This window comes from Streptomyces cyaneus, from assembly GCF_004028635.1.
GTDB lineage: Bacteria > Actinomycetota > Actinomycetes > Streptomycetales > Streptomycetaceae > Streptomyces > Streptomyces cyaneus.
On sequence record NZ_RQJW01000007.1, the window covers coordinates 573,537 to 599,089 of the forward strand.

22 protein-coding genes and 1 pseudogene are annotated in these 25,553 nt (G+C 71.1%); 7 read left to right on the plus strand and 16 right to left on the minus strand.

Translation table 11 applies throughout. From position 1 onward, the window contains the following. Nucleotides 1–20 precede the first annotated feature (20 nt). Complete coding sequence (locus EHO50_RS28075; protein WP_128433972.1) at nt 21–794, plus strand: SAM-dependent methyltransferase; 774 nt, start codon at nt 21–23, stop codon at nt 792–794. 39 nt (nt 795–833) lie between these two features. On the opposite strand, the gene EHO50_RS28080 is transcribed toward EHO50_RS28075, so the two are convergent. After that, nucleotides 834–2,126: an MFS transporter gene (locus tag EHO50_RS28080; protein ID WP_128433973.1), complete on the minus strand. Its 1,293-nt coding sequence runs from the start codon at nt 2,124–2,126 to the stop codon at nt 834–836. Continuing rightward, complete coding sequence (locus EHO50_RS28085; RefSeq protein WP_128433974.1) at nt 2,123–2,800, minus strand: GntR family transcriptional regulator; 678 nt, start codon at nt 2,798–2,800, stop codon at nt 2,123–2,125. Before EHO50_RS28085 ends, EHO50_RS28080 begins: the two co-directional genes overlap by 4 nt. Nucleotides 2,801–3,005: 205 nt before the next feature. On the opposite strand from EHO50_RS28085, the gene EHO50_RS28090 reads away from it, so the two are divergent. After that, entirely contained in the window at nt 3,006–3,905 is a 900-nt protein-coding gene (locus tag EHO50_RS28090) for a D-alanyl-D-alanine carboxypeptidase family protein (protein WP_128433975.1), read from the plus strand. Between the two features lie 67 nt (nt 3,906–3,972). Here the strand turns inward: EHO50_RS28090 and EHO50_RS28095 are convergent, their stop codons facing one another. From EHO50_RS28095 to EHO50_RS28110, 4 genes are all read right to left on the minus strand, one after another. Beyond that, on the minus strand, nt 3,973–5,388 hold the full coding sequence (locus EHO50_RS28095; RefSeq protein WP_128433976.1) for a dihydrolipoamide acetyltransferase family protein: 1,416 nt from the start codon (nt 5,386–5,388) through the stop codon (nt 3,973–3,975). A 10-nt stretch (nt 5,389–5,398) separates the two neighbouring features. Then, nucleotides 5,399–6,379, minus strand: a complete 981-nt coding sequence (locus tag EHO50_RS28100; RefSeq protein WP_128433977.1) for an alpha-ketoacid dehydrogenase subunit beta — start codon at nt 6,377–6,379, stop codon at nt 5,399–5,401. A 2-nt stretch (nt 6,380–6,381) separates the two neighbouring features. After that, entirely contained in the window at nt 6,382–7,560 is a 1,179-nt protein-coding gene (gene pdhA, locus EHO50_RS28105) for a pyruvate dehydrogenase (acetyl-transferring) E1 component subunit alpha (protein WP_128433978.1), read from the minus strand. Nucleotides 7,561–8,110: 550 nt separating this feature from the next. Then, nucleotides 8,111–9,661: a protein kinase domain-containing protein gene (locus EHO50_RS28110; protein WP_128433979.1), complete on the minus strand. Its 1,551-nt coding sequence runs from the start codon at nt 9,659–9,661 to the stop codon at nt 8,111–8,113. 370 nt (nt 9,662–10,031) lie between these two features. On the opposite strand from EHO50_RS28110, the gene EHO50_RS28115 reads away from it, so the two are divergent. Next, nucleotides 10,032–11,669, plus strand: coding sequence for a protein kinase domain-containing protein (locus tag EHO50_RS28115; protein ID WP_128433980.1), 1,638 nt, complete (start codon nt 10,032–10,034; stop codon nt 11,667–11,669). Between the two features lie 133 nt (nt 11,670–11,802). Here EHO50_RS28115 and EHO50_RS28120 read toward each other — a convergent pair whose 3' ends face one another. Together EHO50_RS28120 and EHO50_RS28125 are read right to left on the minus strand one after the other, a co-directional pair. Continuing rightward, nucleotides 11,803–12,345, minus strand: a complete 543-nt coding sequence (locus EHO50_RS28120; protein ID WP_128433981.1) for a bacterial proteasome activator family protein — start codon at nt 12,343–12,345, stop codon at nt 11,803–11,805. A 142-nt stretch (nt 12,346–12,487) separates the two neighbouring features. Continuing rightward, nucleotides 12,488–13,038 (minus strand): annotated as a pseudogene (locus tag EHO50_RS28125) (PadR family transcriptional regulator). 768 nt (nt 13,039–13,806) lie between these two features. Between EHO50_RS28125 and EHO50_RS28130 the strand changes: the two are divergent. Beyond that, entirely contained in the window at nt 13,807–14,154 is a 348-nt protein-coding gene (locus tag EHO50_RS28130) for a hypothetical protein (protein ID WP_128433982.1), read from the plus strand. A 30-nt stretch (nt 14,155–14,184) separates the two neighbouring features. Here EHO50_RS28130 and EHO50_RS28135 read toward each other — a convergent pair whose 3' ends face one another. Beyond that, a complete protein-coding gene (locus EHO50_RS28135) occupies nt 14,185–15,165 on the minus strand; it encodes an NAD(P)H-quinone oxidoreductase (RefSeq protein WP_128433983.1) in 981 nt (326 codons plus the stop codon). Between the two features lie 215 nt (nt 15,166–15,380). On the opposite strand from EHO50_RS28135, the gene EHO50_RS28140 reads away from it, so the two are divergent. Together EHO50_RS28140 and EHO50_RS28145 are read left to right on the plus strand one after the other, a co-directional pair. Then, nucleotides 15,381–16,418, plus strand: coding sequence for an ATP-binding cassette domain-containing protein (locus tag EHO50_RS28140; protein WP_128433984.1), 1,038 nt, complete (start codon nt 15,381–15,383; stop codon nt 16,416–16,418). Beyond that, nucleotides 16,415–17,263 carry an ABC transporter permease gene (locus tag EHO50_RS28145; protein ID WP_128433985.1) on the plus strand — a complete coding sequence of 283 codons (849 nt, stop codon included), beginning with the start codon at nt 16,415–16,417 and terminating at the stop codon, nt 17,261–17,263. Before EHO50_RS28140 ends, EHO50_RS28145 begins: the two co-directional genes overlap by 4 nt. 117 nt (nt 17,264–17,380) lie before the next feature. Here EHO50_RS28145 and EHO50_RS28150 read toward each other — a convergent pair whose 3' ends face one another. From EHO50_RS28150 to pdhA (EHO50_RS28175), 6 genes are all read right to left on the minus strand, one after another. Next, the gene (locus EHO50_RS28150) at nt 17,381–18,490 is read right to left on the minus strand and encodes a potassium channel family protein (RefSeq protein WP_128433986.1); all 1,110 of its coding nucleotides are present in this window, start codon (nt 18,488–18,490) and stop codon (nt 17,381–17,383) included. After that, entirely contained in the window at nt 18,487–19,857 is a 1,371-nt protein-coding gene (locus EHO50_RS28155) for a molybdopterin molybdotransferase MoeA (RefSeq protein ID WP_128433987.1), read from the minus strand. The genes EHO50_RS28150 and EHO50_RS28155 overlap by 4 nt, the downstream gene beginning before the upstream one ends. Further along, on the minus strand, nt 19,854–20,810 hold the full coding sequence (locus EHO50_RS28160; RefSeq protein ID WP_128433988.1) for an NTP transferase domain-containing protein: 957 nt from the start codon (nt 20,808–20,810) through the stop codon (nt 19,854–19,856). The genes EHO50_RS28155 and EHO50_RS28160 overlap by 4 nt, the downstream gene beginning before the upstream one ends. A gap of 69 nt (nt 20,811–20,879) precedes the next feature. Continuing rightward, nucleotides 20,880–22,361 (minus strand): dihydrolipoamide acetyltransferase family protein, encoded by a 1,482-nt coding sequence (locus EHO50_RS45685; protein WP_128433989.1) that lies wholly within the window; start codon nt 22,359–22,361, stop codon nt 20,880–20,882. Next, a complete protein-coding gene (locus EHO50_RS28170) occupies nt 22,361–23,365 on the minus strand; it encodes an alpha-ketoacid dehydrogenase subunit beta (RefSeq protein WP_128433990.1) in 1,005 nt (334 codons plus the stop codon). The genes EHO50_RS45685 and EHO50_RS28170 overlap by 1 nt, the downstream gene beginning before the upstream one ends. Next, nucleotides 23,362–24,498, minus strand: coding sequence for a pyruvate dehydrogenase (acetyl-transferring) E1 component subunit alpha (pdhA, locus tag EHO50_RS28175; RefSeq protein ID WP_128433991.1), 1,137 nt, complete (start codon nt 24,496–24,498; stop codon nt 23,362–23,364). The genes EHO50_RS28170 and pdhA (EHO50_RS28175) overlap by 4 nt, the downstream gene beginning before the upstream one ends. 191 nt (nt 24,499–24,689) lie before the next feature. Here pdhA (EHO50_RS28175) and EHO50_RS28180 point away from each other — a divergent pair, with 191 nt between their 5' ends. Continuing rightward, nucleotides 24,690–25,175: an Lrp/AsnC family transcriptional regulator gene (locus EHO50_RS28180; protein WP_062713087.1), complete on the plus strand. Its 486-nt coding sequence runs from the start codon at nt 24,690–24,692 to the stop codon at nt 25,173–25,175. Nucleotides 25,176–25,191: 16 nt separating this feature from the next. On the opposite strand, the gene EHO50_RS28185 is transcribed toward EHO50_RS28180, so the two are convergent. Continuing rightward, nucleotides 25,192–25,494: a hypothetical protein gene (locus EHO50_RS28185; protein ID WP_128433992.1), complete on the minus strand. Its 303-nt coding sequence runs from the start codon at nt 25,492–25,494 to the stop codon at nt 25,192–25,194. Between the last annotated feature and the right edge of the window lie 59 nt (nt 25,495–25,553).

A 25,553-nucleotide genomic window follows, 5' to 3' on the forward strand; every position in this document is an offset into this window, starting at 1 on the left:
CCCGCAGCTAACGTCCCGCCGTGACAGACACCGATACCGCAAACGGCCATCCGCCACGCCTGACCCGACTGGCCTTCCACGGCCCGCTGTCGGAGACGCGCGCGAACAACCTCGTCCAGCGGCTCACCCGGACGAACCCCACCACCGTCCTCGACATCGGCTGCGGCTGGGGCGAGTTGATGCTGCGCGTCCTGGCGGAAGCCCCCGACGCGACGGGCGTCGGCATAGACGTCAAGGCCGAGGACCTCGCCCGAGGCCGCCGCAACGCCGAGGCCAGAGGCCTGGCGCAAAGGGTCGAGTTCATCGAGGAGTCCGCCATCGGCACCGCACGCGGCCCCGCCGACCTGGTCCTGTGCGTCGGAGCGAGCCAGGCGCTGAGTACGGCCAGGACGCCCGATCACACCACCGAGGCCTTGCTCGAACTACGCCGCCTGGTCACCGACGGCGGCCGGGTCCTGCTCGGGGAGGGCTTCTGGCAGCGCACCCCGACCTCCGCCGAGCTCTCCGGGATGTGGCCGGAGGCCGCGGTGACGGACCACTACGACCTCGCGACCCTGCTCGACCTCGTGGTCGCCGCCGGTTTCCGCCCCGAGTGGACCGAGACGGCGAACCTCGACGAGTGGGAGGAGTTCGAGTCGGCGTACCAGGCGGACAAGGAGACATGGCTGGCCCAAAACCCCGGTCACCCGCTCGCGGCCGAGACCCGCGAAGACCTCGACCGCCATCGCGCCCAGTGGATGAGCTACCGCGGGGTACTGGGACTCGCCTACCTCACGCTCGTACCGGCCGTCTGACGCGCTGACAGGGGCTCACCGGCTCAGGGGCTCACCGGCTCAAGCGGGAACGTGCACGGTCTCCACCCTGCTGGCGACCAGCCGTTCCCGCTCCCTGCGCGCCGCCCGCTTGCGCAGCCGCAGGATCTGGCTGACCCCCAGCGCCTGGAGGACGAACACCGCCGAGAAGGCGATGGCGTAGTCGTCCCCCGTGGCATCCAGCAGCACGCCGATCGCGAACAGCGTCGTCATCGAGGCGACGAAACCGCCCATGTTGGTGATGCCGGACGCGGTCCCCTGCCGCTCCGGCGGATTCGCCGGCCGCGCGAAGTCGAAGCCGAGCATCGAGGCCGGCCCGCACGCCCCGAGCACCGCGCACAGCACGATCAGCAGCCACATCGGCGCCGTCTCACCGGGCCAGGCCAGCGTCGTCGCCCACAGCACCGCCGTCGCGCCGACGGTCCCGAGCGCCAGGGGCAGCCGCGCCTCGTGGTGCCGGGCGACGATCTGGCCGTAGACCAGGCCCACGACCATGTTCGACAGGACGACCAGGGTGAGCAGTTCACCGGCCGACGCCCGGGACAGCCCCTGCGCCTCCACCAGGAACGGCATCCCCCACAGCAGCAGGAACACCATCGCCGGGAACTGCGTCGTGAAGTGCACCCACAGCCCCAGCCGCGTGCCGGGCTCCCGCCAGGACGCGGCGATCTGACGGCGTACGTAGGCCGCGCCCAGGTGCGGCAACGGCTCCGGCTCGTGTCCCTCGGGGTGGTCCTTCAGGAACAGAAGCAGCAGGACCAGTACGACGACACCCGCCGCCGCGCTGCCCGCGAACGCCGCCGTCCAGCCCACGCCGTGCAGCAGCCGGGCCAGCACCAGCGTGGAGACGAGGTTGCCCGCCATGCCCGCGAGCCCCGCGAGCTGCGCGATCAGCGGCCCGCGGCGGGCGGGGAACCAGCGGCCGCCGAGCCGCAGCACACTGATGAACGTCATCGCGTCGCCGCAGCCCAGCAGCGCGCGCGAGGCGAGGGCCATGCCGTACGACGGCGAGAAGGCGAAGCCCAGCTGGCCCGCCGTGAACAGCACCACGCCGATGGTCAGCACCTTCTTGGTGCCGAGCCGGTCGACGAGCAGGCCGACGGGTATCTGCATGCCGGCGTAGACGAGCAGCTGCAGGATCGAGAACGTCGACAGGGCCGAGGCGTTCACGTCGAAGCGGTCGGCCGCGTCGAGGCCGGCGACCCCGAGGGACGTACGGAAGATGACGGCGACGAAGTAGACCGAGACGCCTATGCCCCAGACGGCGACGGCGCGGCGGCCGCCCGGAGGATCACCCGGCAGCACGGACCTCATCGCTCTTCCCCCCGCGCCAGATGCGAGAACCAGCCGATGTGCCGGTGGACCAGCCCGACAGCGGCCTCGGCGTCCCCGGAGCGCAGGGCCTGAAGGATCTCCTCGTGCTCGACGAGGGTCTTGGCGATCCGGTCGGGGTGGGAGTGCAGGACGGCGACGCCCATGCGCAGTTGCCGGTCGCGGAGTTGGTCGTACAGCCGCGACAGGATCTCGTTGCCGCCGCTGCGCACGATCTCCGCGTGGAAGCACCGGTCGGTGACGGCGGCCCCGGCGAGATCTCCGGCGGCGGCCTGGGCCTTCTGCTCGGCGAGCAGTTCCTCCAGGCGAGCGATGAGCCCGGGCGGCGCGGGTACGGCTTTGCGCGCCGCGTGCTCCTCGACGAGCATCCGCGTCTCCACCACGTCCTTGATCTCCTGTGCGGAGACCGGCAGGACCAGTGCGCCCTTCTTCGGATAGAGCTTGATCAGCCCCTCGACCTCCAGCCGCAGCAGCGCTTCCCGCACCGGCGTGCGCGAGACTCCGACGGCCTCGGCGAGCTCGCCCTCGGTGAGGAGGGTCCCGCCCTCGTAGCGGCGCTCCAGGACGCCCTGCTTGACGTGGGTGTAGACACGGTCGGCGGCGGGGGGCTGCTTCATGGACTGCTGCTTCACGGGAGCGGGCGGGGCGGAGGGCATGCCCACAGCATAGATACAACACGTACGCATGAGGGCGTTCGTCCAGCATACGGACGGGAAACCTGATCAGGAGTCAGACACGGGGCCCCGCCACACCCGCCACACAACCTTCTGTGCTACTTACGTGTCACACATGTGCGGCCCACCTGTCTTCCCTCCAACTCGGCCGCATACTGGGGCATTCGACGTAATCGGGGTATTTCAGTTGATAACCGCCATCAAGGGCTTCCGTGTCCGCAGAGCCGCAGCCGTCGCAGTGACGACCGGCGCGATGCTCGTCACCGGAGCCCTCACCGCGGCACCCGCGCAGGCCGTGACGACGCCCACCATCACCGCCAAGGGCGGGTTCCTGATGAACAGCGCCACCGGCACGACCCTGTTCAACAAGGCCGCTGACACCAAGAGGCTCACCGCCTCCACCACGAAGATCATGACCGCCAAGGTCGTGCTCTCGCAGTCGAACCTGAACCTGGACGCCAAGGTCACGATAAAGAAGGAGGTCAGCAACTACATCGTTTCCAAGGGCGCCTCGTCGGCGAACCTGATCGTCGGCGACAAGGTCACCGTCCGTCAGCTGCTGTACGGGATGATGCTCAAGTCGGGCTGCGACGCCGCGATGTCCCTGGCCGACAAGTTCGGCACCGGCACGACGGTCAACGCGCGCGTGAAGTCGTTCATCGGCAAGATGAACACCATGGCCAAGAGCCTGGGCATGACGAACACGCACTTCGATTCGTTCGACGGCATCAGCAACGGCTCCAACTACTCGACGCCGCGCGACCTGACGAAGGTGGCCCGGAGTGCGATGAAGAACTCGACGTTCAAGACCGTCGTGAAGACCAAGTACTACACGGCGAAGACGATCACGAGCTCCGGCTCCACCCGCACGATGGCGACGTGGAAGAACACCAACCTCCTGCTCGGCTGGAACGGCACGCTCGGCGTGAAGACCGGCTCCGGCACCGAGGCCAAGTACTGCCTCGTGTTCGCCGCCACGCTCAACGGCGAGTCGGTGATCGGCGCCGTCCTCACCGCTCCCGATGAGGCCAGCCGCACGACGGACGTGAAGAAGCTCATCAACTACGGCTACGCCAAGATCAGCTGACGCGCGAGTGCGACGAGAGGGGGCGGCCACTTGACAGTGGCCGCCCCCTTTCAGTGCCTTCCGTGGCTCACGCCCAGGTGATCAGCCGCTTCGGCTGCTCCAGGATCGCCGCCACGTCGGCCAGCACCTTGGAGCCCAGCTCCCCGTCCACCAGCCGGTGGTCGAAGCTGAGCGCCAGTGTGGTGACCTGACGCGGCTTCACCTTGCCCTTGTGGACCCACGGCTGGAGCTTGATCGCGCCGACCGCGAGGATCGCGGACTCACCGGGGTTGAGGATCGGGGTGCCGGTGTCGACGCCGAAGACGCCGACGTTGGTGATGGTGACGGTGCCGCCCTGCATCGCGGCGGGGGACGTCTTGCCTTCCTTCGCCGTTGACACCAACTCACCGAGCGCCCCGGCCAGTTGCGGGAGCGTCTTGGTGTGGGCGTCCTTGATGTTCGGGACGATCAGGCCGCGCGGGGTCGCCGCCGCGATGCCCAGGTTGACGTAGTGCTTCTGCACGATCTCCTGGGCCGCCTCGTCCCAGGACGCGTTCACGTCAGGGTTTCGCTTGATCGCGACCAGCAGGGCCTTGGAGATCAGCAGGAGGGGGTTCACGCGCAGGCCCGCGAACTCCTTGTCCGCCTTGAGCTCCTCGACCAGCTTCATCGTGCGCGTCACGTCCACCGTCACGAACTCCGTGACATGCGGCGCCGTGAACGCCGAGCCGACCATCGCCGCCGCCGTCGCCTTGCGGACGCCCTTCACCGGGATACGGGTCTCGCGGACCGCGTCGTACGTGGCCACCGGCGCCGACGTGGCCACCGGGGCGGCGGCCGGGGCGGGCTGGGACACCGGCTCGGGAGCCGGGGCCGGCGGGGCCACCGCCGCGTGGACGTCCTCGCGGGTGATGATGCCGTCGGGGCCGGTGGGAGTCACCGTGGCCAGGTCGACGCCCAGGTCCTTCGCCAGCTTGCGCACCGGCGGCTTCGCCAGCGGCCGGGGAGGCGTCACCGCCACCGCGGGGCCGTGGCCGTTCAGCTCGGACTGCAGGGCCTGCGCCGCCGTCGAGGGCTCCTGGCGCGGGACGTCGGCCCCCTTGCGCGGGCGGCGCTTGGTCGAGGACGCGGCCACGCCGTAGCCGACCAGCACCGGCTGGCGGCCCTGCGGCTTGGCCTCCTCCGGCTCCTTCTCGGCGGGAGCCGGAGCCTGGGCCGGCGCCTCGGCGACAGGGGCCGTACCGCCCGCCACGTCCACCGCGATGATCGCCATACCGACGTCCACCGTCGTGCCCTCGGGGAAGTGCAGCTCGCGGACCACCCCGTCGTACGGGATCGGCAGTTCGACGGCCGCCTTGGCCGTCTCGACCTCGCACACCACCTGACCGTCGGTGACCGTGTCGCCCGGCTGGACGTACCACTTGAGGATCTCGGCCTCGGTGAGTCCCTCGCCCACGTCGGGCATCTTGAACTCGCGCACGGACGCTTCAGTCATCGTCGTCATGCCCCTCTCCTCAGTACGCCAGGGCACGGTCGACGGCGTCGAGCACCCGGTCCAGGCTCGGCAGGTACTCCTCCTCCAGACGCGCCGGCGGATACGGGGCGTGGTAACCGCCCACGCGCAGCACCGGGGCCTCCAGGTGGTAGAAGCAGCGCTCCGTGATCCGGGCGGCGATCTCCGCGCCCGAGCCGAAGAACACCGGGGCCTCGTGGACCACGACCAGGCGGCGGGTCTTCTCGACGGAGGCCTGGATGGAGTCGAAGTCGAGCGGGGAGACCGAGCGCAGGTCCAGGACCTCCAGGTTCCGGCCCTCCTCGGCCGCCGCGTCGGCGACCTCCTGGCAGAGCTTCACCATCGGGCCGTACGCGGCCAGGGTGAGGTCCGTGCCCTCGCGGACGACCTGCGCCTTGTGCAGCGGGCCCGGGATCGCCTCCGTGTTGACCTCGCCCTTGTCCCAGTAGCGCCGCTTCGGCTCGAAGAAGATCACCGGGTCGTCGCTCTGGATGGCCTGCTGCATCATCCAGTACGCGTCCGACGAGTTGGAGGGGCTGACGATCTTCAGACCCGCCACATGCGCGAAGAGCGCCTCCGGGGACTCCGAGTGGTGCTCCACCGCACCGATGCCGCCGCCGTAGGGGATGCGGACGACGACAGGGAGCTTGACCTTGCCCAGCGAGCGCGCGTGCATCTTCGCCAGCTGCGTGACGATCTGGTCGTACGCCGGGAAGACGAAGCCGTCGAACTGGATCTCCACCACGGGGCGGTAGCCGCGCAGGGCGAGACCGATCGCCGTGCCCACGATGCCCGACTCGGCCAGCGGGGTGTCGATGACGCGGCTCTCGCCGAAGTCCTTCTGAAGGCCGTCCGTGACCCGGAAGACGCCGCCGAGCTTGCCGACGTCCTCGCCCATGATCAGGACCTTGGGGTCGGAGTCCAGGGCGCGGCGCAGCGACTCGTTGATCGCCTTGGCCAGAGCCATCTTTTCGGCTGCCATGATCAGACCCCCTCTACGTCCGCGAACGACGCCTGGTAGGCGGCGAACTGGGCGCGTTCCTCGTCGACGAGCGCATGCCCGTCCGCGTACGCGTTCTCGAAGATGGCGAAGTGGTCCGGGTCCGGCATGGCGCGGACCGCCTCACGCACTCGTTTGCCCAACGCCTCGCTCTCGCGCTCCAGTTCCGCGAAAAATCCCTCGTCCGCGTGGTTTGAAGCCTCGAGATAGGCGCGGAGGCGCAGGATCGGGTCCTTCGCCTCCCAGGCCAGGCGCTCGTCGTCCCCGCGGTAGCGGGTGGGGTCGTCGGAGGTGGTGTGGGCGCCCATGCGGTACGTGTACGCCTCGACCAGTGTCGGCCCCTCGCCGCTGCGGGCGCGCTCCAGCGCCCACTTCGTCACGGCGAGGCACGCCAGGACGTCGTTGCCGTCCACGCGCACGCCGGGGAAGCCGAAGCCCTGCGCACGCTGGTAGAGCGGCACCCGGGTCTGCTTCTCGGTCGGCTCGGAGATCGCCCACTGGTTGTTCTGGCAGAAGAACACCACGGGGGCGTTGTAGACCGCGGAGAAGGTGAAGGACTCCGCGACATCGCCCTGGCTGGAGGCGCCGTCGCCGAAGTACGCGATCACCGCGCTGTCGGCGCCGTCCTTGGCGATGCCCATGGCGTAGCCGGTGGCGTGCAGCGTCTGGGAGCCGATGACGATCGTGTAGAGCTGGAAGTTGTTGCTGTTCGGGTCCCAGCCGCCGTTGTTCACGCCACGGAACATGCCGAGCAGGTTGGTCGGGTCGACCCCCCGGCACCAGGCGACGCCGTGCTCGCGGTAGGTCGGGAAGACGTAGTCGTCCTCGCGGGTGGCCCGGCCGGAGCCGATCTGGGCGGCCTCCTGGCCGAGCAGCGACGCCCACAGGCCCAGCTCGCCCTGGCGCTGCAGGGAAGTGGCCTCGGCGTCGAAGCGGCGGGTGAGCACCATGTCGCGGTAGAGGCCGCGGAGCTCATCGGGGGTGATGCCGGCGACGTATTTGTCGAACTCGGCGTTCTTGACGCGCTTGCCCTCGGGCGTCAGCAACTGCACGAGTTCGGGGTCGGTGCCTGGCGATTTCCTTGCGGTTGTGCGCTTGCCGGCCGTGCTCTTGGTACCGGCGCTGCGTCGCGGCTTTGGCGCGGCAGTGCTCTCCACGGTCACGTGTGCTCCTCCGTCGGTCCGGCTCCCGGGTTCGCCGGGTGCCAGTGCGGCTCACCTGCAGCCCTACGGACGCACAGGGTGGGTGCGGCTCGTGCGGGAACAGGCGTGACAGGTGCCCCGGCGAGCGCCCTGCAATAGGCACGTTACCCAGTGCTCCACATTTCTGTGAAACCCCTCCTGACCTGCGATTTTGCTTGGATTTCCAAGTAAATCGCGAAAGTCCGGAACAACTCCTGGTCACAGCCTTGCAGGGGGCCGGAACAACGGCACGTTATATCGGTGACCCAGGTCACGGGAAGAGCAACCGAGGGCGAGATCACTCATCCCACGTGACGCTGCACACATACGCGAAGGCGGAAGAGTCCGGATATTTCGCCCGCCGATCACGAAGCGTGTCTGCTACTACGGCCGACACGAGGGTGCGCATTCCGGCCACTCGGCAGTACCTGTGAACGGCCACCCCGTAAACGGCACGCGCGCGTGCAGCCCGTTTCCGGGCCGCACGCGCGCGTGGAGCTGCTTTGTCGGTGAGAGGGGGCCGCGAGGCCGGTCAGACGCCGTCCGTCGGTGTCGGCAGCGTCGGCGGATCCGACGGCTCCTCCGTGGGGTCCTCCGTCGGCTCCTCGGTCGGCTCGGCGGTGGTCGGCTCCTCCGTCGGCTCGGCCGTGGTCGGCTCCTCCGTCGGCTCCTCGGTGGGCGTGTACGAGGGCTCGTACGACTGCGTGTAGTCCGGGTCGGTGCCCGTGCCGGTGCCGTCGTCCGTGGCCGTGTCGGTGGGCTCCTCGGTCGGATCGTCGCTCGGCGTCTCGCTGGCCTGGTCGTCCTTCGTCGTCTGCGACGTGGTCGGCTTCGGCGTGGTGTCGTTGCCACCGTCTCCGTTGCCGGTGCCCTTCAGGGCCAGCGCGACGCCCGCCGCGATCGCGATCACCGCGAGGACGGCGAGGATCCACAGCTTGCCGCGGCCGGTGCCTTTGTTGCCGTGTCCCTCGAAGCCGCCGTCGTCACCGCCGCCGTACCCGGAGGGCAGGATCGGCTGCGGGATCTGCGTCGTACCGGATCCGGAGTCCGAGGGGTGCCCCATGACGGTCGTGTTCGCGAAGCCCGCGGCCGGGGTGTGCCGGCCGTCGTGCATCGCCACCGGGCCGGTGTTCCAGGTGCCGGTGTGGCCGCCCTGGTCGTACAGCATCTGCAGGCCGTACTGGACGAGGCCGCGCATCTCCTCGGCCGTCTGGAACCGGTCGTCCGGCTCCTTGGCCAGCGAGCGCATGACCAGGCCGTCGAGCTCCGGCGGCGCCCCGTCGGAGACCTCGGACGGGGGCGTCGGGATGTCCTGGACGTGCTGGTAGACCACCGACAGCGGGGTCTCACCGGTGAACGGGGGCCTGAGCGCGAGGAGTTCGTAGAGCAGGCAGCCCGTCGCGTACAGGTCGGAGCGGTGGTCGACCGCCTTGCCGAGCGCCTGCTCGGGCGACAGGTACTGCGGGGTGCCCATGACCATGCCGGTCTGCGTCATCGTCGACTGCGCGCCGTGCAGGGCGCGGGCGATGCCGAAGTCCATCACCTTCACGGCGCCGTTGTGGGTGATGATGACGTTGGCGGGCTTGATGTCGCGGTGCACGATGCCGTGCTGGTGCGAGTAGGCGAGCGCCTCCAGGACGCCGGAGACGATGATCAGCGCCTGCTCGGGGCCGGGCGCCTCGGCGTTGAGGAGCAGGTCGCGGATCGTGCGCCCCTCGACGATCTCCATCACGATGTACGGCACGCTGTGGCCGCCCACGAAGTCCTCGCCGGAGTCGTACACGGCGACGATCGCGTGGTGGTTGAGGCCGGCCACCGACTGGGCCTCGCGCGTGAAGCGGGCCTTGGACACCGGGTCCTCGGCGAGGTCGGAGCGCAGCAGTTTGACCGCCACGGTGCGTCCGAGGCGCACGTCCTCGGCCGCGAAGACCTCGGCCATGCCGCCCCGGCCGAGTCTGCGGGTCAGCCGATAACGGCCGTCCCCGACAAGTCCGCCATTACCCCACATCTCCGGCGCGTCTGACATACCGCCGCCAGCCGCCTCGGGGTCGGACGGGCCCTGAGCGCGCTGCTGCTGTGCCATCGGTCCTCGCCGTCGTTTCTGCCCGCGGTGCGCGCGGTGTTGTTACGGTCTCCGTCGGCCACGCTACAGCCTCCGCGCAAGCCGTCGGTCCGAGACGGTCGCCCCAACCGGACGGAGACGGACCGGCCATCAAACCGGTATCCCGTCCGCTCGTGCAAATTCTGTGTACCGCCCGTACGCCCCCGGTAACTCTTCCGCGACGCTTCTTTCGCGTACGGTCACGGAACGGGCACCGCGCTTGACCTGTCAGTGCCGTGGGGCAGACTTGGCCGGGAACAGCACGTGGATCACTCGGGACCACTCGGATCACTCGGGATCGTCCGATCCACGGCAGTCGCAGGCGCCTAAGAGGCTACGGGGGACGCAGCACATGAGCCAGGACGGCGCACAGGGCCGGTACGCGGGGCGGGCGCTCGCCGGCGGCCGCTATCAGCTGCGCGACTTGCTCGGCGAGGGCGGCATGGCCTCGGTGCATCTCGCCTACGACGCCGTGCTCGACCGGCAGGTAGCGGTCAAGACCCTGCACACCGAACTCGGCCGCGAGCAGGCGTTCCGCGAGCGGTTCCGCCGTGAGGCCCAGGCCGTGGCCAAGCTCACGCACACCAACATCGTCTCCGTCTTCGACACCGGCGAGGACGATGTCGACGGCATGACGACGCCGTACATCGTCATGGAGTACATCGAGGGCAGGCCGCTCAGCTCGGTCTTCGACGAGGACGTACGGCAGTTCGGCGCGGTGCCCGCCGACAAGGCGCTGAAGATCACCGCGGACGTGCTCGCGGCGCTGGAGATCAGCCACGAGATGGGGCTGGTCCACCGGGACATCAAGCCGGGCAACGTGATGATGAACAAGCGCGGCGTCGTCAAGGTCATGGACTTCGGCATCGCGCGCGCCATGCAGTCCGGTGTGACGTCGATGACACAGACCGGCATGGTGGTCGGCACACCGCAGTACCTCTCGCCCGAGCAGGCGCTGGGCCGTGGTGTGGACGCCCGCTCCGACCTCTACTCGGTCGGCATCATGCTGTTCCAACTCGTCACCGGACGACTGCCGTTCGAGGCGGACTCGCCGCTGGCGATCGCGTACGCGCATGTGCAGGAGGAGCCAGTCGCTCCGTCCTCGATCAACCGCGCCCTGCCGCCTGCCGTGGACGCGCTGGTCGCCCGCGCCCTGAAGAAGAACCCGAACGAGCGCTTCCCGAGCGCCGAGTCCATGCGCGACGAATGCCTGCGCGTGGCCGCGTCCTTCCAGGCGGCCCCGCCGAGCATCGTGCCGGGCGCGCAGACGCAGAGCGGCCAGGGCGTCGGCGCCTCGGTGTTCCCGCCGGTCGGCCAGACCCCGCCGCCCGGGGGCCCGGTCCAGACGCCGTACCAGCCGGCGCCGGCGCCGAACCCGTACGGCACTCCGCCGCCCGCGACGCCCGCGCCGTCGTACGGCTACCCGCAGCAGCAGCCCGGCTTCCAGACACCGCCGCCGGCGGCGTACTCCCCGCAGCCGGGCCACCCGACGCCGCCGCCGTACACCATCTCGCCCCAGCCGCAGGCCACTTCGGGCGGCGGCAAGAACAACCGGGCGGTGATCATCGGCTCGATCGTCGTGTCCATCGTCGCGGTGGGCGGCCTGATCGCGGCACTGACGCTGCCCGGCGGCGGCACCGAGAACAACTCGGGCGGGGGCGGCACGAGTACGTCGGCGCCGGCCACGAAGGCCGCGGGATACCGGGCGGGCGACAGCTCGAGGACGGTCGAGACGACCACGTGCACCGAGCCTCGGGAGTCGTACCTCGACCCCGAACAGGTGCGGATGCCGGACTTCTCGTACCAGTACTGGCCTTCGGTCGTCGAGTGCCTCAAGGCCGCCGACTGGACGTACGAAACGATCTCCAAGAACGAGAACACGTACGGCGAAGGCACGGTGCTGAAGCAGTCCCCCGAGGCGGGCACGGACATCGACCCGGAGAACCCGCCGACGATGAAGTTCACGGTCTCCACGGGCAATCCGGAGTGACCTCCACACCCACGATCTGATCAGATCAGATCAGATCAGATCTGAAAGGCCCGGCAGCGCTTGCTGCCGGGCCCTTTGCGTAGATGTCTGGTCCATGCGCCTGAATAACGGGTCTTAGCCCAGGTAACGGGTCTTACAGGTACGGCCCACCCGAGCGGCCCCCCTGGCGCGGATCACCGTCCTCGTGGCCGCCGACTCCCGGCGGGAGGGCGCGGCGCATCTGCTCCAGCTGGGCCCGCGCGGCCATCTGCTGGGCGAAGAGCGTGGTCTGGATGCCGTGGAAGAGGCCCTCCAGCCAGCCGACCAGCTGGGCCTGCGCGATGCGCAGTTCCGCGTCGCTGGGGGTCGCCTCGTCCGTGAACGGCAGGGAGAGCCGCTCCAGCTCCTCGACGAGCTCCGGGGCCAGGCCGTCCTCCAGCTCCTTCACGGAACTGGCGTGGATCTCCTTCAGCCGGACCCGGCTCGCCTCGTCCAGCGGAGCCACGCGCACCTCTTCGAGCAGCTGCTTGATCATGCTGCCGATCCGCATGACCTTCGCCGGCTGCTCGACCTGCTCCGTCACCGGGATCTCGCGGGAGTCCTCGTCTCCGTTGCCGCCGGTGAGCGCCATCCCGTCCTGGCCCACGACCAGGATCTGGGGGTTCTCGGACGGCCTTTCGTTCCTCGGCATCTCCATGCCGCCATTCTCTCGCACCCGTACAGCTCATCATCGTGGTGCCCCCCGTGGGGAGAGATCCACCATTTACGATGCGGGACTTTCCGTCAGCCCGATGAGCTCAGTCCGACGCGCTCAGTCCGACGCGCTCAGTCCGACGCGCTCAGTCCGACGCGCTCCCGGCCGGGGTGAGCCGCAGCAGGCGGGCCTCGCAGAGGTCGAGCCAGCGACTCTCCGCCTCGGCGTGGAACACGAGCTGCTCCAGGACGAGCAGCCGGGCCATCTCCTCGGGGTGCTCGTGCGCCCGCGCCAGCGCCTCGGCCCGCCGCCGTACGCAGTCGTGCAGGGCCTGGGCCACATGCCTGCGCTGCTCCTGCACGACCTCCCGTACGTCGACGTCGGGCGCCGCGACCGCCATCACCAGCTTGATCGCCAGCTCGTCGCGCGGCGGGCTCGCCCGCTGCACGGGCCGCGCGAACCAGGCCCGCAGCTCGGCGCGGCCCGCCTCCGTCAGCGCGTACAGCACCCGCCCCGCCTCGTCCACGCCGTCCTGGACGACCATGCCGTCCCGCTCCAGCCGCCGAGGGTCGTATAGACCTGGCCGATGTTCAGCGGCCAGGTCCCGCCCGTACGCGCCTCGAACTCGGTGCGCAGCCGGGAGCCGTAGCGGGGGCCGGGTTCCAGGAGCGCCAGCAGCCCGTGTCGTATCGACATAACCGGATTGTGCGCCGGATTCGGTCGGGTGGCGGAGTCCGAAATGCCGGGTGCGTGGGGTGCTGTGAGGCTTGTTCCGTGACTTCATGGCTGGGGATGACGCGGGGGTGGCGGGGCCGGACGTGTGCTGCTTTCGGCGGCCCGCGCGCCTTGCCCTGGCCGATGCCGACTTCTGCCGCCGAGTTCGTCCCGGGTGCCGGGTGCGTCCCGGGTACATGGTCGGGGGCGTTGTGGGGCCTGCGGGTGCTGCGGGCTGCGGGGACGGTGGTCGTGCTGGTGGCGGGGCTGGTCGTGGGGTTGTGCGGGAGTGGGGTGTCGTACGGCCTTGAGGGTCCGCCTCGTGCTGCCGCATCCGGGGATTCCTCCGGATCTACCGGATCTACGGGTTCGGGGTCCTCCGCCTCCCCCCGCGCGGCCGCGTCCCCCTCCGCCTCCTCACCTGTGACTGATTCCGAACCTGTGACTGACTCCGGTCCTTCCTCCAGCTCCTCAACCGAGTCCCGGCCATCCTCCGCCGCTGAAGCTCCGTCCGAGGCACCCTCCGCCTCCTCCGGCCCCTCCGCTCCGTCCACGAAGCTCGGGGAGTCGGGAAAGTCGGGGGAGTCCGGGGAGTCCCAGAAGTCCAGGGAGTACCGGGAATCCCGGGCGTCGGCCACCTCGCCCGCCCACGCGCCCGCCGCCTCCCCTCCCGCCCCCTCCGACAAGCCCTCCCGGGCCGGGAGCCGGGCTGGTGAGGGGCGGCAGCGGCCGGGGCGGGAGAAGGGGCCGTTGGAGGACGAGGAAGCGGCGGACGAGGAGGCCGCGGAGGAGGAGCCGGACGGTGGCGTGGGCGACGAGGAGGGCGAGGGCTCGGCGTTGCCGGAGGACGAGGGTGAGGGTGAAGGTGAGGACGACGGTGGGGGCGTGGCCGAGAGCCCGGACGGCGCCGGTGACTCCGCCCGGGACGCTTCCACGGTCCCCTCCGCCCCGTCGAACCGGCCCGTACGGCAGCCCGTCCCGCAGGCCGGGGGCTCCGCCGAACCCATGCTGCAGATCCTGCCCCTCGGCAGCGGGCTGGTGCTCATCGGGCTCGGTCTGGGCCTCGCCTTCGTCGGTCTCCGGCTGCGGCGCGGCTAGGACGTGCCCTCCACGCGTCGGACGACAGCCCTACGGCGCGACGAGGAGCACCTTCCCGACGTGCCCGCTGTCCTCCACCACCCGGTGGGCCTCGGCCGCGTCCTTCATCGGGATCTCGCGGTCGACGACCGGGCGTACATGGCCGGCGTCCAGCAGGGGCCACACGTGCTCGCGTACGGCCGCGACGATCGCCGCCTTCTCGCCGAGCGGACGGGCGCGCAGCGAGGTCGCGCTGATGGCGCCGCGCTTGCCCAGCAGCGCACCGATGTTGAGCTCGCCCTTGACGCCGCCCTGCATGCCGATGATGGCGAGGCGGCCGTTGACGGCGAGGCTCTGGACGTTGCGGTCGAGGTACTTGGCGCCCATGTTGTCGAGGATGACGTCGGCTCCGGCGCCGTCGGTGGCCTGCTTGACCTCGTCGACGAAGTCCTGCTCGCGGTAGTTGATCAGGATGTCGGCGCCCAGCTCGGCGCACCGGTCCAGCTTCTCCCGGGTGCCCGCCGTGACGGCGACCTTGGCGCCGACGGCCTTGGCGAGCTGGATGGCCATGGTGCCGATGCCGCTGGAGCCGCCGTGCACGAGCAGGGTCTCGCCGGGGCGCAGGTGGGCGATCATGAAGACGTTGGACCAGACCGTGCATACCACCTCGGGCAGGGCGGCGGCCCGCGTCAGGCTCACACCCTTGGGTACGGGCAGCAGTTGGCCGGCCGGCACGGCGACCTTCTCGGCGTAGCCGCCGCCGGAGAGCAGCGCGCACACCTCGTCGCCGACGGCCCAGCCGGAGACGCCGGAGCCAAGCGCTGCGATCCGGCCGGAGCACTCCAGGCCGGGGTAGGGGGAGGCGCCGGGCGGGGGGTTGTAGAAGCCCTGGCGTTGCAGGATGTCGGCGCGGTTGACGGCCCCGGCCACCACCTCGACCAGCACCTCGCCCTCACCGGGCACGGGATCGGGGACCTCGTCCCACACCAGCGCCTCGGGCCCACCAGGTTCGGGAATCGTGATCGCATGCATGCCACGGACGCTACTCCTCGGGCCCCGGCCCTCGAACCCCTGTCCCTCGGTCCTCGCGCGGGTCCGGTCGAAAAATTTTGTGGCCCCACCGATGAGTTCGCGCGACCGTAAAAGTCTCCCCATGCGCAGCCCAAGAACCGCGCGGCCCGAGAACCGCGCAGGCAAAGAACCGCGCAGCCCGAGAACGCGGAAGGACCACTCGGAAGGACCGAAGCATGAGCACGCAGACGACGTCCGGTCTCGCGATCGAGACGGCGGGCCTGGTGAAGACGTTCGGTGAGACACGGGCCGTCGACGGCGTGGACCTCGCGGTTCCGGCCGGCATGGTCTACGGCGTCCTCGGCCCGAACGGCGCCGGCAAGACGACCACGGTGAAGATGCTCGCCACCCTCCTACGACCTGACGGCGGCGAGGCCCACGTCTTCGGCCACGACGTCGTGCGTGAGGCCGACGAGGTGCGCGGCCGGGTGAGTCTCACCGGCCAGTACGCCTCCGTGGACGAGGACCTCACCGGCACCGAGAACCTGGTCCTGCTGGGCCGGCTCCTCGGCCACGGCAAGCCCGCCGCGCGGCAGCGTGCCGCGCAGCTCCTGGAGGCCTTCGGGCTGACGGACGCGGCCGGCAAGCAGGTCAAGAACTACTCCGGCGGCATGCGGCGCCGCATCGACATCGCCGCGTCCATCCTCAACACCCCCGACCTGCTCTTCCTGGACGAGCCGACGACCGGCCTCGATCCGCGCAGCCGCAACCAGGTGTGGGACATCGTGCGCGCGGTCGTCGCCCAGGGCACCACCGTGCTGCTGACCACTCAGTACCTCGACGAGGCCGACCAGTTGGCGTCCCGGATCGCCGTCATCGACCGCGGCAAGGTCATCGCCGAGGGGACGAAGGGCGAGCTGAAGGCGTCCGTGGGGGCCGGTTCCGTCCATCTGCGGCTGCGCGAGGCCACACAGCGGCCGGAGGCCGAGCGCGTGCTGCGGACGACCCTGGACGCGGACGTTCAACTGGAGTCCGACCCCGTGGCGCTGACCGCGCGCGTCGGCTCCGGGGCGGCCAACGGACAGGGCGCGGCGGAAAAGGCCGCCCGCGCGCTCGCCGAGCTGGCCCGCACCGGCATCACCGTCGACAACTTCTCGCTGGGCCAGCCCAGCCTGGACGAGGTGTTCCTCGCCCTCACCGGACACGACACGCACGACGCCCACGATGCCCGCGACCACGCCGGCAAGGACGACAAGGACGAGGTGGCGGCATGAGCACCGCGACGCAGACCGAGAGCAAGGAACTCGCCCCCGTCAGCGCCGAGTCGCTCGCCGCGCTGCTCGTCTCCGGGGAGCGGCCGCCGCGGCCCAGCGCCTGGTCGGCCTCGATGACCTTCGGCTGGCGGGCGATCCTGAAGATCAAGCACGTGCCGGAGCAGCTCTTCGACGTCACCGCGTTCCCGATCATGATGGTGCTGATGTACACGTACCTGTTCGGGGGCGCTCTTGCCGGGTCCCCGAAGGAGTACATCCAGTTCCTGCTGCCGGGCATCCTGGTGATGTCGGTCGTGATGATCACGATGTACACGGGCGTCTCGGTGAACACCGACATCGAGAAGGGCGTCTTCGACCGATTCCGCTCGCTGCCCATCTGGCGGCCGTCGACGATGGTGGGCTATCTGCTGGGCGACGCCCTGCGCTACACGATCGCGTCCGTCGTGATGCTCACCGTCGGCATGATCATCGGCTACCGCCCGGACGGCGGGGTGGCCGGCGTCGTCACCGGGGTCGCCCTGCTGGTCGTCTTCTCGTTCGCGTTCTCGTGGGTCTGGACGATGTTCGGGCTGCTGCTGCGCAGCGAGAAGTCGGTGATGGGCGTCAGCATGATGGTGCTGTTCCCGCTGACCTTCCTGTCGAACATCTTCGTCGACCCGAAGACCATGCCGGGCTGGCTCCAGGCGTTCGTGAACAACAGCCCGATCACCCATCTGTCCTCCGCCGTCCGCGAGTTGATGGCGGGCGACTGGCCGGCCGACGAGATCGCCTGGTCGCTGGGCTGGGCGGGTCTGTCCGTGCTGGTGTTCGGGCCGATCACGATGCGGCTGTACAACCGCAAGTAGCCGGGCCGGGCGTCAGAAGGTCTTCGTCTCGGGGGACGCCAGACGGATCTCATCCCCGGGGACGCCAGACGGACTTCATCCCCGGGGGGCGTCGGGCGGACTTCATCCCCGGGGAGGTCAGATGGGTTTCATCTCCGGGGGCAGACGCCGGTCGTCGGGTGCGACCTGGCTGCCCGGCGTCGCCCGCACGATGGTGATGAGCCGGTCCGTCAACTCCAGTGTGCCGACGGTCGGATCGTCGTATCCGAGCACCCGGTGCCCGCGTACGACGCTCACCACCAGGTCGTCGGTCTGCCGCGGGCTCTTGCCCACCTCGGCCTTTATGACCGGCCGTTCGACTATGTCGAGCCCGCTGCCCTGCTGGATCAGGTCCTCCAGGACCATCCCGGCGGCGGGGCTGAGCACGGAGAGGCCGAGCAGCCGGCCGGCCGCGCTGGCGCTGGTGATGACCGCGTCGGCGCCGGACTGCTTCAGCAGCGGCGCGTTCTCCTCCTCGCGCACCGCGGCGACGATCTTCGCGCCGCGGTTGAGCTGCCGGGCCGTCAGCGTCACCAGGACGGCGGTGTCGTCGCGCTGGGTCGCGATGATGATCTTCCGCGCCTTGTGCACCTCGGCCCGCTTCAGGACCTCGCTGCGCGTGGCGTCCCCGGTGACCCCGGCGTACCCGTCCGCGACCGCCGCATCGATCACCTTGGAACTCGGGTCGACCACGATGACCTGGTCTTTCCTCAGTCCCGTCGCGCAGACGGTCTGGATCGCCGAACGCCCCTTCGTTCCGAAGCCGACGACGACGGTGTGGTCGCGCAAGGTGGACCTCCAGCGGGTCAGACGCCATTCCTCCCGGGTCCGTTCCGTGAGGACCTCGAGCGTGGTGCCGACCAGGATGATCAGGAACAGCACCCGCATGGGTGTGATGACGAAGATGTTGGTGAGCCGGGCGACGTCACTGACGGGCGTGATGTCGCCGTATCCGGTGGTGGAGAGGCTGACGGTCGCGTAGTAGAAGGCGTCGAGGAGGTCGACGGAACCGTCGGAGTTGTCGTTGTAGCCCTCGTGGTCGGCGTAGACGATCAAGGCCGTCGCCACGAGCAGCGCCAGGGCCAGAACGACCCGCTTGGCGACCTGGCGGAACGGATGCTCCACGATCTTCTTCGGAAGCTTCACCCGATAGGTCGCGGCCCTCTCGTCCGCCCGACGGGCGATCGCGTCCTGGCCCGGAAGTTTCACGTGAAACACACCTCGATGCCGGCACTCGCCCAGGGCAGGTCGAGCAGTTCGGTCTCCTGACCCGCGCGGACCCCGCCCGGTGGTACGACGGCGACGGCATCGGCCGCCGCCATGCCCCGCAGCATGGCCGGCCCGTGGTAGTGCAACGGCACGGCGTGGTCGCCGCGCAGCACGACGGGGATGAGCCGGGTGTCGTACGGGTGGCCGTGCGCCGCCTCCTTCAGGGGCAGCGTGTACGGCTCCGGGGCCGGGTGGGCGGCGAGGGTACGCAGCAGGGGTTCGGCGAGGGTGAGCAGGCCGGAGACGGCGGCGAGCGGATTGCCGGGCAGGCCGACGAGGTGCTGGTTCTCCTTGGTGCGGGCCAGCAGCATGGGGTGGCCGGGCCGCACCTTGACGCCGTTGACCAGGAGTTCGGCGCCGATGCGCTGCAGCGTGGGGTGGACGTGGTCGACGGGGCCGGCCGCGGTGCCGCCGGTGGTGACGATGAGGTCGGCGTCGGAGCGGGTGAGGGCCTTGTGCAGGGCCTTGGCGTCATCGCCGAGCCGGCGCACGGAGGTGACCTCGGCGCCGAGTGCGCGCAGCCAGGGCGGCAGCATCGGGCCGAGGGCGTCGCGGATCAGCCCGTCGTGCGGGAGCCCTTGGGTGAGCAACTCGTCGCCGAGGACGAGGACTTCGACGCGGGGGCGGGGGACGGCGGTGAGGGTGTCGTATCCGGCGGCGGATGCCAGGCCGAGCACGGCCGGGGTCACGAGGGTGCCGACGGCGAGCAGTTGGTCGCCGTTACGGCATTCCTGGCCGCGTGGGCGGATGTCCTGGCCGGGCTGGATCTCCCGGGTGGCGTGCAGGCGGTCCTTGGCGTCCGTGCGGCCGTGCTCGCTGCGCAGGACGGCGGTGGTGTCCGGCGGGATCCGGGCGCCGGTCGCGATCCGGACGGCCTCTCCGTCGGTGAGCGGCTCGGGCTCGGCATGCCCGGCCAGGACCCCCTCGTCCCTTACGTCCCAGGGGCCGGGGCCCGCGACCGCCCAGCCGTCCATCGCCGAGGTGTCGAAGGAGGGCAGGTCGGTGAGGGCGGTGAGGGGGGCGGCCAGGGTGAGGCCGAGGGCGGCGTCGAGGGGGACGGAGACGGGAGCGCGGCCGGCGGACCGGGCGATGGCACGCGCGGCGCGGGCTGCGGTCTCGCGGGCTTCACGCCAGGGGGTGGCCCTGTGGTGGCGGTCCGGCTTGTCGGAGCCCGGGGCGTGCGGGCCGGGTGCGGGCACGTGGTCGCCGGGGGCGTGGGGGCCGTGGGGTTCCTTCACTAGGGCGAGCACCTCCTCGACGTCGAGGTCCTCGGCGTCCTCGTCCGCCTGAATGCCGCGGGCGGTCATCCGGCGTCCGGGCGGCTGTCGGGCGTGGCGTCGGGGGCCGCGTCGGACTTGGCGGCGGCCTCTTCCGCCCAGCGCAGGGCGAGGGCGGCGGCCTTGCGGGACGCCTCGGCGACGGCTTCGGGTCCTCCCTCGCCTCCCCTTGCCCGCGCTGCCGCGTACCCGACGAGGAACGTGGTCAGCGGGGCCGCGGGCCGCGCCACGCCGTGGGCGGCGTCGCGGGCGAGATCGAGCAGGACCTTGGTGTCGACGTCGAGCTCGATGCCGAGCTCGTCCTTGACTGCGGAAATCCATTCATCCAACACGTGCCCATGCTCCCTGATGCGTGCCCTGGCGGTGGCGATGTCGTCCCAGGTGTCGCAGTCGAAGGCCGCGACGGGGTCGGGGACGCGGGTGAGGCCGAGCGCGCCGGTCAGCCGGCGCAGGGGGAGGCCGGTGAGGCCGTCGTGCCCTCGGGCGAGCGCCTGCAGTTCGCGGCGCAGCGCGGACGCGCGGTACGCGGCGACGAGCGGCTGGTCGCGGCCGTCGGCGTCGGTGAGCAGCGCGCCGTCGGCGCCGCTGGTGTGCAGGGCGGCCAGCAGCCGCCGTACCGTGCCGTCGTCGAGGAACGGCAGGTCGGCGGAGAGGACGACGACCCGCTCCGCCGTGGTGTGTCGCAGCCCGGCGTCGAGGGCGGCGACCGGCCCGCCGCCGGGCGGGTCCTCGCGCGCCCAGGTGACCGGCCGCGCGGTCGGGCGGGGGTCGGCGACGACGACGGTGGACCGCGCGTCGGCGCAGGCGGCGAGCACCCGGTCGAGCAGCGCCCGCCCGCCGACGCGCACTGCGGGCTTGTCCGCGCCGCCGAGCCGCCGCGCGGCACCGCCTGCGAGCACGACGACGTCGTATGCGACGTCCTGCCCGGACTCGTGCGGGGCGTCGGCGGCGCCTTGCGCGCCCGGCGGTTCGTACGCGGTCACCCCCCGAGTATGCGTGCCTCCACGATCACAGGGAACGCAGGGGAAGCAGCCGACCCGCGGGGTGTTCCGTCACAGCGTGCGCAGCAGCACCGCCGGCTGTTCCACGCAGTCCGCCACATACCGCAGGAAGCCCCCTGCCGTGCCGCCGTCGCAGACCCGGTGGTCGAAGGTGAGCGAGAGCTCCACGACCTGCCGCACCGCCAGCTCGCCCTCGTGCACCCAGGGCTTGGGGATGATGCGGCCGACGCCGAGCATCGCGGCCTCGGGGTGGTTGAGGATCGGTGTGGAGCCGTCGACGCCGAACACGCCGTAGTTGTTCAACGTGAAGGTGCCGCCGGTGAGTTCCGCGGGCGTGAGGGTGCCCGTGCGGGCCGCCTCGGTCAGCCGGGCGAACTCCGCGGTCAGCGACTCGGCGTCGCGCGCGTGCGCTTCCCGTACGACCGGGACGACGAGGCCCCGCTCGGTCTGCGCGGCGAATCCGAGGTGCACATGGTCGAGCTGGACGATCTCCCTGGCCTCCATGTCGACCGTGGAGTTGAGCTCGGGGAACCGGGCGAGGGCCGCGGTGCAGATGCGGGCCAGCAGGGCGAGGAGGGAGATCTTCGGCCCACCGGTGGCGTTCATCGCGGTCCGTGCCCGCATGAGCTCCGTGGCGTCGGCGTCCACCCAGCAGGTCGCGTCCGGGATCTCCCGCCGGCTGCGGGAGAGCTTGTCGGCGACGGCGCCGCGGATGCCCTTGAGGGGCGTGCGGATGCCGCCGAGGGGGGCGGAGGAGCGGACGGGGGCCTGCGTGCGCGGGACCTCGGCGGAGGGGGCCGGGGTCGTCGGCGTCACGCGCGGGTGCGGCTGGGCCGTCCGCCCGTGCGCCTCGGCGGCCCGCAGCGCGTACTCCACGTCGGCCCGCAGAATCAGCCCGTCCGGTCCGGAGCCGTGCAGCTCCCTCAGGTCGAGGCCGTGCTCGCGGGCGAGGCGGCGGACGAGCGGGGAGATCACGGGTACGGGGCCCTCACTGCGGGCCTCCTCGTCGGCCGTTGCCACGTCAGGGCCGTGGCCGACGGGGCCGTGGCTGACGGGGCCGTGCCCCGCCGCTGTGCCGACGGGGCGCGCGACGCCCGGGGTGGGGGCGTGCTCGACGGTCGCCGTGCCCTCGCGCGCGGCGGCACCGTTCGCCGCCACGCCCGACGGCTGCCCCGCCGGTGTCGTCGGCGCGGCCGGCCGTACGCGCCTGCGCCGTGCCGGTGCCTCGGAGGTGCCGTATCCCACCAGCACGTTCCCGGAGCCCTCGGTCTCGCCACCGGAGGCAGGTGCCCCTACCGCCACGGTCAGCAGCGGCGCCCCGACGGGCAGCTCCGTGCCCTCCTCGCCGAAGCGGGCCGTGACCACGCCGGCGTAGGGGCAGGGGATGTCGACCATCGCCTTGGCCGTCTCGACCTCGACGACCGGCTGGTCGACGGCGACGACGTCACCGACCTCCACCAGCCAGCGGACGATCTCCGCCTCGGTGAGCCCCTCCCCGAGGTCGGGGAGCTTGAATTCGAGCACCTGTGCCATCAGCTCTCGGCCTCCCACTGCAGACGCCCCACGGCGTCCAGGATCCGGTCCACGCCGGGCAGGTGGTGACGCTCCAGCATCGGCGGCGGGTAGGGGATGTCGAACCCGGCCACGCGCAGCACCGGCGCCTCCAGGTGGTGGAAGCAGCGCTCCGTGATCCGGGCCGCGATCTCCCCTCCCGGGCCGCCGAACCCGCCCGACTCGTGCACGACGACCGCTCGCCCGGTCCGCCGTACCGAGGCGGAGACCGTCTCGTCGTCGAACGGCACCAGCGAGCGCAGGTCGACGACTTCCAGGTCCCACCCCTCCTCCCGCGCCGCCTCGGCGGCTTCGAGGCAGACGGGCACGGACGGTCCGTACGTGATGAGCGTGGCGCTCCGGCCCGAGCGCCGCACCACCGCGCGGCCAATCGGTTCAACGTCCGTCGGATGCTCCGGGTTCCAGGAGTCCTTCGACCAGTACAGGCGCTTGGGTTCCAGGAAGACGACCGGGTCGTCGGAGGCGATGGCGGCGCGCAGCAGCCCGTAGGCGTCGGCGACGGTCGCGGGCGTGACGACATGGAGCCCCGGAGTCGCCATGTAGTACGCCTCGGAGGAGTCGCTGTGGTGCTCGACGCCGCCGATGCCGCCGCCGTAGGGGACGCGGATGGTGATCGGCAGCGGCATCGCGCCGCGCGTGCGGTTGCGCATCCGGGAGACGTGGCTGATCAGCTGCTCGAACGCCGGGTAGGCGAACGCGTCGAACTGCATCTCCACGACGGGGCGCAGGCCGTACATGGCCATGCCCACCGCCGTGCCCAGAATTCCCGCCTCGGCCAGCGGGGTGTCCGTGCAGCGGTCCTCGCCGAACTCCTTGGCGAGCCCGTCGGTGACCCGGAAGACACCGCCGAGGGTGCCGACGTCCTCGCCCATGACGTGCACGGCGGGGTCTTCGGCCATGGCGTCGCGCATCGCGCGTGTGAGGGCCTGCGCCATGGTGGCCGGCTTGACGGCGACGGTGGTCATCGGTGCGACCCTTCCGACTCGGCGTCGAGCTCGGCGCGCAGCTGGGCCTGCTGTTCGCGCAGTTGCGGGGTGGGCTCGGCGTACACGTGGGCGAACAGGTCCATCGGGTCGAGCACCGGGTCCTGGTTCATGCGCTCGCGCAGGTCGGCGGCCATCGCCTCGGCGGCGTCCCGCGCGGCCTGCTTGCCGGCCTCGTCGAGGAGGCCCCGCTCGGTCAGCTCGTGCTCCAGGAGCGCGATCGGGTCGTGCCCGCGCCAGGTCTCCACCTCGGAGTCGCCGCGATAGCGGGTCGCGTCGTCGGCGTTGGTGTGGGCGTCGATGCGGTAGGTGATCGCCTCGATCAGCGTGGGACCGCCGCCCGCGCGCGCGTGCCGTACGGCGTCGCTCAGCACCTCGTGCACGGCGGCCGCGTCGTTGCCGTCGACCAGGCGGCCGGGCATGCCGTAGCCGACGGCCTTGTGGGCCAGCGACGGGGCCGCGGTCTGCTTGGCGAGCGGGACGGAGATCGCGAAGCCGTTGTTCTGGACGAGGAAGACTACCGGCGCCTGCCATACGGCGGCGAAGTTCAGCGCCTCGTGGAAGTCGCCCTCGCTGGAGCCGCCGTCGCCGACCATGGCGAGCGCGACCACGTCGTCGCCCTTGAGGCGGGCGGCGTGCGCGAGGCCGACGGCGTGCGGGAGCTGGGTGGCGAGCGGGGTGCACAGGGGGGCCACGCGGTGCTCGCGCGGGTCGTAGCCGGTGTGCCAGTCGCCGCGCAGCAGGGTCAGCGCCTGGACGGGGTCCAGGCCGCGGGCCACGGCGGCGAGGGTGTCGCGGTAGCTGGGGAACAGCCAGTCGCGGTCCTGAAGAGCCAGCGCGGCGGCGACCTCGCAGGCCTCCTGGCCGGTGGTGGACGGGTACACGGCGAGGCGACCCTGCTTCGTGAGCGCGGTCGCCTGCGCGTTGTACCGACGGCCCCGCACCAGCTCGGCGTAGAGCCGGCGCAGCAGGCCCGGATCGGCCTTCGCGGCGGCCTCTGTGCCGAGGACGCGGTACGGCTCCGCGTCGGGCAGCAGCGGCGCGGGGTCCATGCGGGGCTGCCAGGCGGGCGGCGGCGATGGCCGATACGCGCCTCGCTGCTCCATGACCGTCATGACGGCACCTCCTCGTGGGAGCGGCTACGGGGAGGCGCAGCTCTTGTGATGCGCCTCACCTACCGATTGTTCGGTCGTCGGCACATTTTGGCTACAGGCGCCCTCAGGCTGTGGACAAACGGTTCTCCACAGCCTCCAATGAACGCAGTACGTCCACAGCAGGAAGGTGGGGGGACATGACGCCTGAACAAATGGCCGAGAGCCCGGACAGCGGCACCCCCCTGCCACCCCCGCGCCCGCTCGACGCCATCGATCAGGACATCCTCCAGATGCTCCAGGCGGACGGCCGCGCGTCGATACGCTCCGTCGCCGAGCGGGTCCATGTCTCGCGCGCCAACGCCTACGCGCGTATCAACCGCCTCATCGAGGACGGCGTCATCCGTGGTTTCGGCGCCCGCGTCAACCACGAACGCGCAGGCCAGGGCACTTCGGCCTACATCACCCTGAAGATCGTCCAGAACTCCTGGCGCACGGTGCGCGAGCAGCTCAGACAGCTGCCCGGTGCCTCTCACATCGCCCTCGTCGGGGGCGATTTCGATGTACTGCTGCTGGTCCACACCTCCGACAACAGGGCGCTGCGCGAGCTGGTCCTCACCCGGCTCCAGGCGATCCCCGAGGTGCTCAGCTCGCGCACGCTGCTGGTGTTCGAGGAGGAAGACCTGGAGCCGCAGGGCTGACCGTCCGCCCCTGTCGTCAGCCCGAGGTCCACACCATGGCCATCGCCACCAGGAACAGCACCGGAAACATCGCGCAGAAGAGCCCGGCCCAGGCCGCCGTCACGCGCAGCGTCCGCGCGGACCGGCGGTTCGGCAGCGCCCAGGCGAGCGCGAGCAGGCCGGCCGCCCAGTAGACGGCGCCCCCGAGGACTCCGAGGGCGCCCTCAGCGCCCGACACGAATTCCCACACGAGGAGCGGCAGCCCGGGCACCGTGGCCACGAGAGGCGCCTTCCACCACGTCGGGTCGGCGTCGCGGGGCCGCACGTCGTTCTGCGTCATGCGGCACAGCTCACCAGCCGGATCCGCCCGGGGACATCCGCCGACGCACTCACCCCGGG

Excerpts from the sequence above, each read along its gene's own strand:
- EHO50_RS28080 (WP_128433973.1), bottom strand. The coding sequence starts at position 2,126 with ATGAGGTCCGTGCTGCCGGGTGATCCTCCGGGCGGCCGCCGCGCCGTC.
- EHO50_RS28085 (WP_128433974.1), bottom strand. The coding sequence starts at position 2,800 with ATGCCCTCCGCCCCGCCCGCTCCCGTGAAGCAGCAGTCCATGAAGCAG.
- EHO50_RS28095 (WP_128433976.1), bottom strand. The coding sequence starts at position 5,388 with ATGACGACGATGACTGAAGCGTCCGTGCGCGAGTTCAAGATGCCCGAC.
- EHO50_RS28100 (WP_128433977.1), bottom strand. The coding sequence starts at position 6,379 with ATGGCAGCCGAAAAGATGGCTCTGGCCAAGGCGATCAACGAGTCGCTG.
- EHO50_RS28110 (WP_128433979.1), bottom strand. The coding sequence starts at position 9,661 with ATGGCACAGCAGCAGCGCGCTCAGGGCCCGTCCGACCCCGAGGCGGCT.
- EHO50_RS28115 (WP_128433980.1), top strand. The coding sequence starts at position 10,032 with ATGAGCCAGGACGGCGCACAGGGCCGGTACGCGGGGCGGGCGCTCGCC.
- EHO50_RS28120 (WP_128433981.1), bottom strand. The coding sequence starts at position 12,345 with ATGGAGATGCCGAGGAACGAAAGGCCGTCCGAGAACCCCCAGATCCTG.
- EHO50_RS28135 (WP_128433983.1), bottom strand. The coding sequence starts at position 15,165 with ATGCATGCGATCACGATTCCCGAACCTGGTGGGCCCGAGGCGCTGGTG.
- EHO50_RS28140 (WP_128433984.1), top strand. The coding sequence starts at position 15,381 with ATGAGCACGCAGACGACGTCCGGTCTCGCGATCGAGACGGCGGGCCTG.
- EHO50_RS28145 (WP_128433985.1), top strand. The coding sequence starts at position 16,415 with ATGAGCACCGCGACGCAGACCGAGAGCAAGGAACTCGCCCCCGTCAGC.
- EHO50_RS28155 (WP_128433987.1), bottom strand. The coding sequence starts at position 19,857 with ATGACCGCCCGCGGCATTCAGGCGGACGAGGACGCCGAGGACCTCGAC.
- EHO50_RS45685 (WP_128433989.1), bottom strand. The coding sequence starts at position 22,361 with ATGGCACAGGTGCTCGAATTCAAGCTCCCCGACCTCGGGGAGGGGCTC.
- EHO50_RS28170 (WP_128433990.1), bottom strand. The coding sequence starts at position 23,365 with ATGACCACCGTCGCCGTCAAGCCGGCCACCATGGCGCAGGCCCTCACA.
- pdhA (WP_128433991.1), bottom strand. The coding sequence starts at position 24,498 with ATGACGGTCATGGAGCAGCGAGGCGCGTATCGGCCATCGCCGCCGCCC.
- EHO50_RS28180 (WP_062713087.1), top strand. The coding sequence starts at position 24,690 with ATGGCCGAGAGCCCGGACAGCGGCACCCCCCTGCCACCCCCGCGCCCG.
- EHO50_RS28185 (WP_128433992.1), bottom strand. The coding sequence starts at position 25,494 with ATGACGCAGAACGACGTGCGGCCCCGCGACGCCGACCCGACGTGGTGG.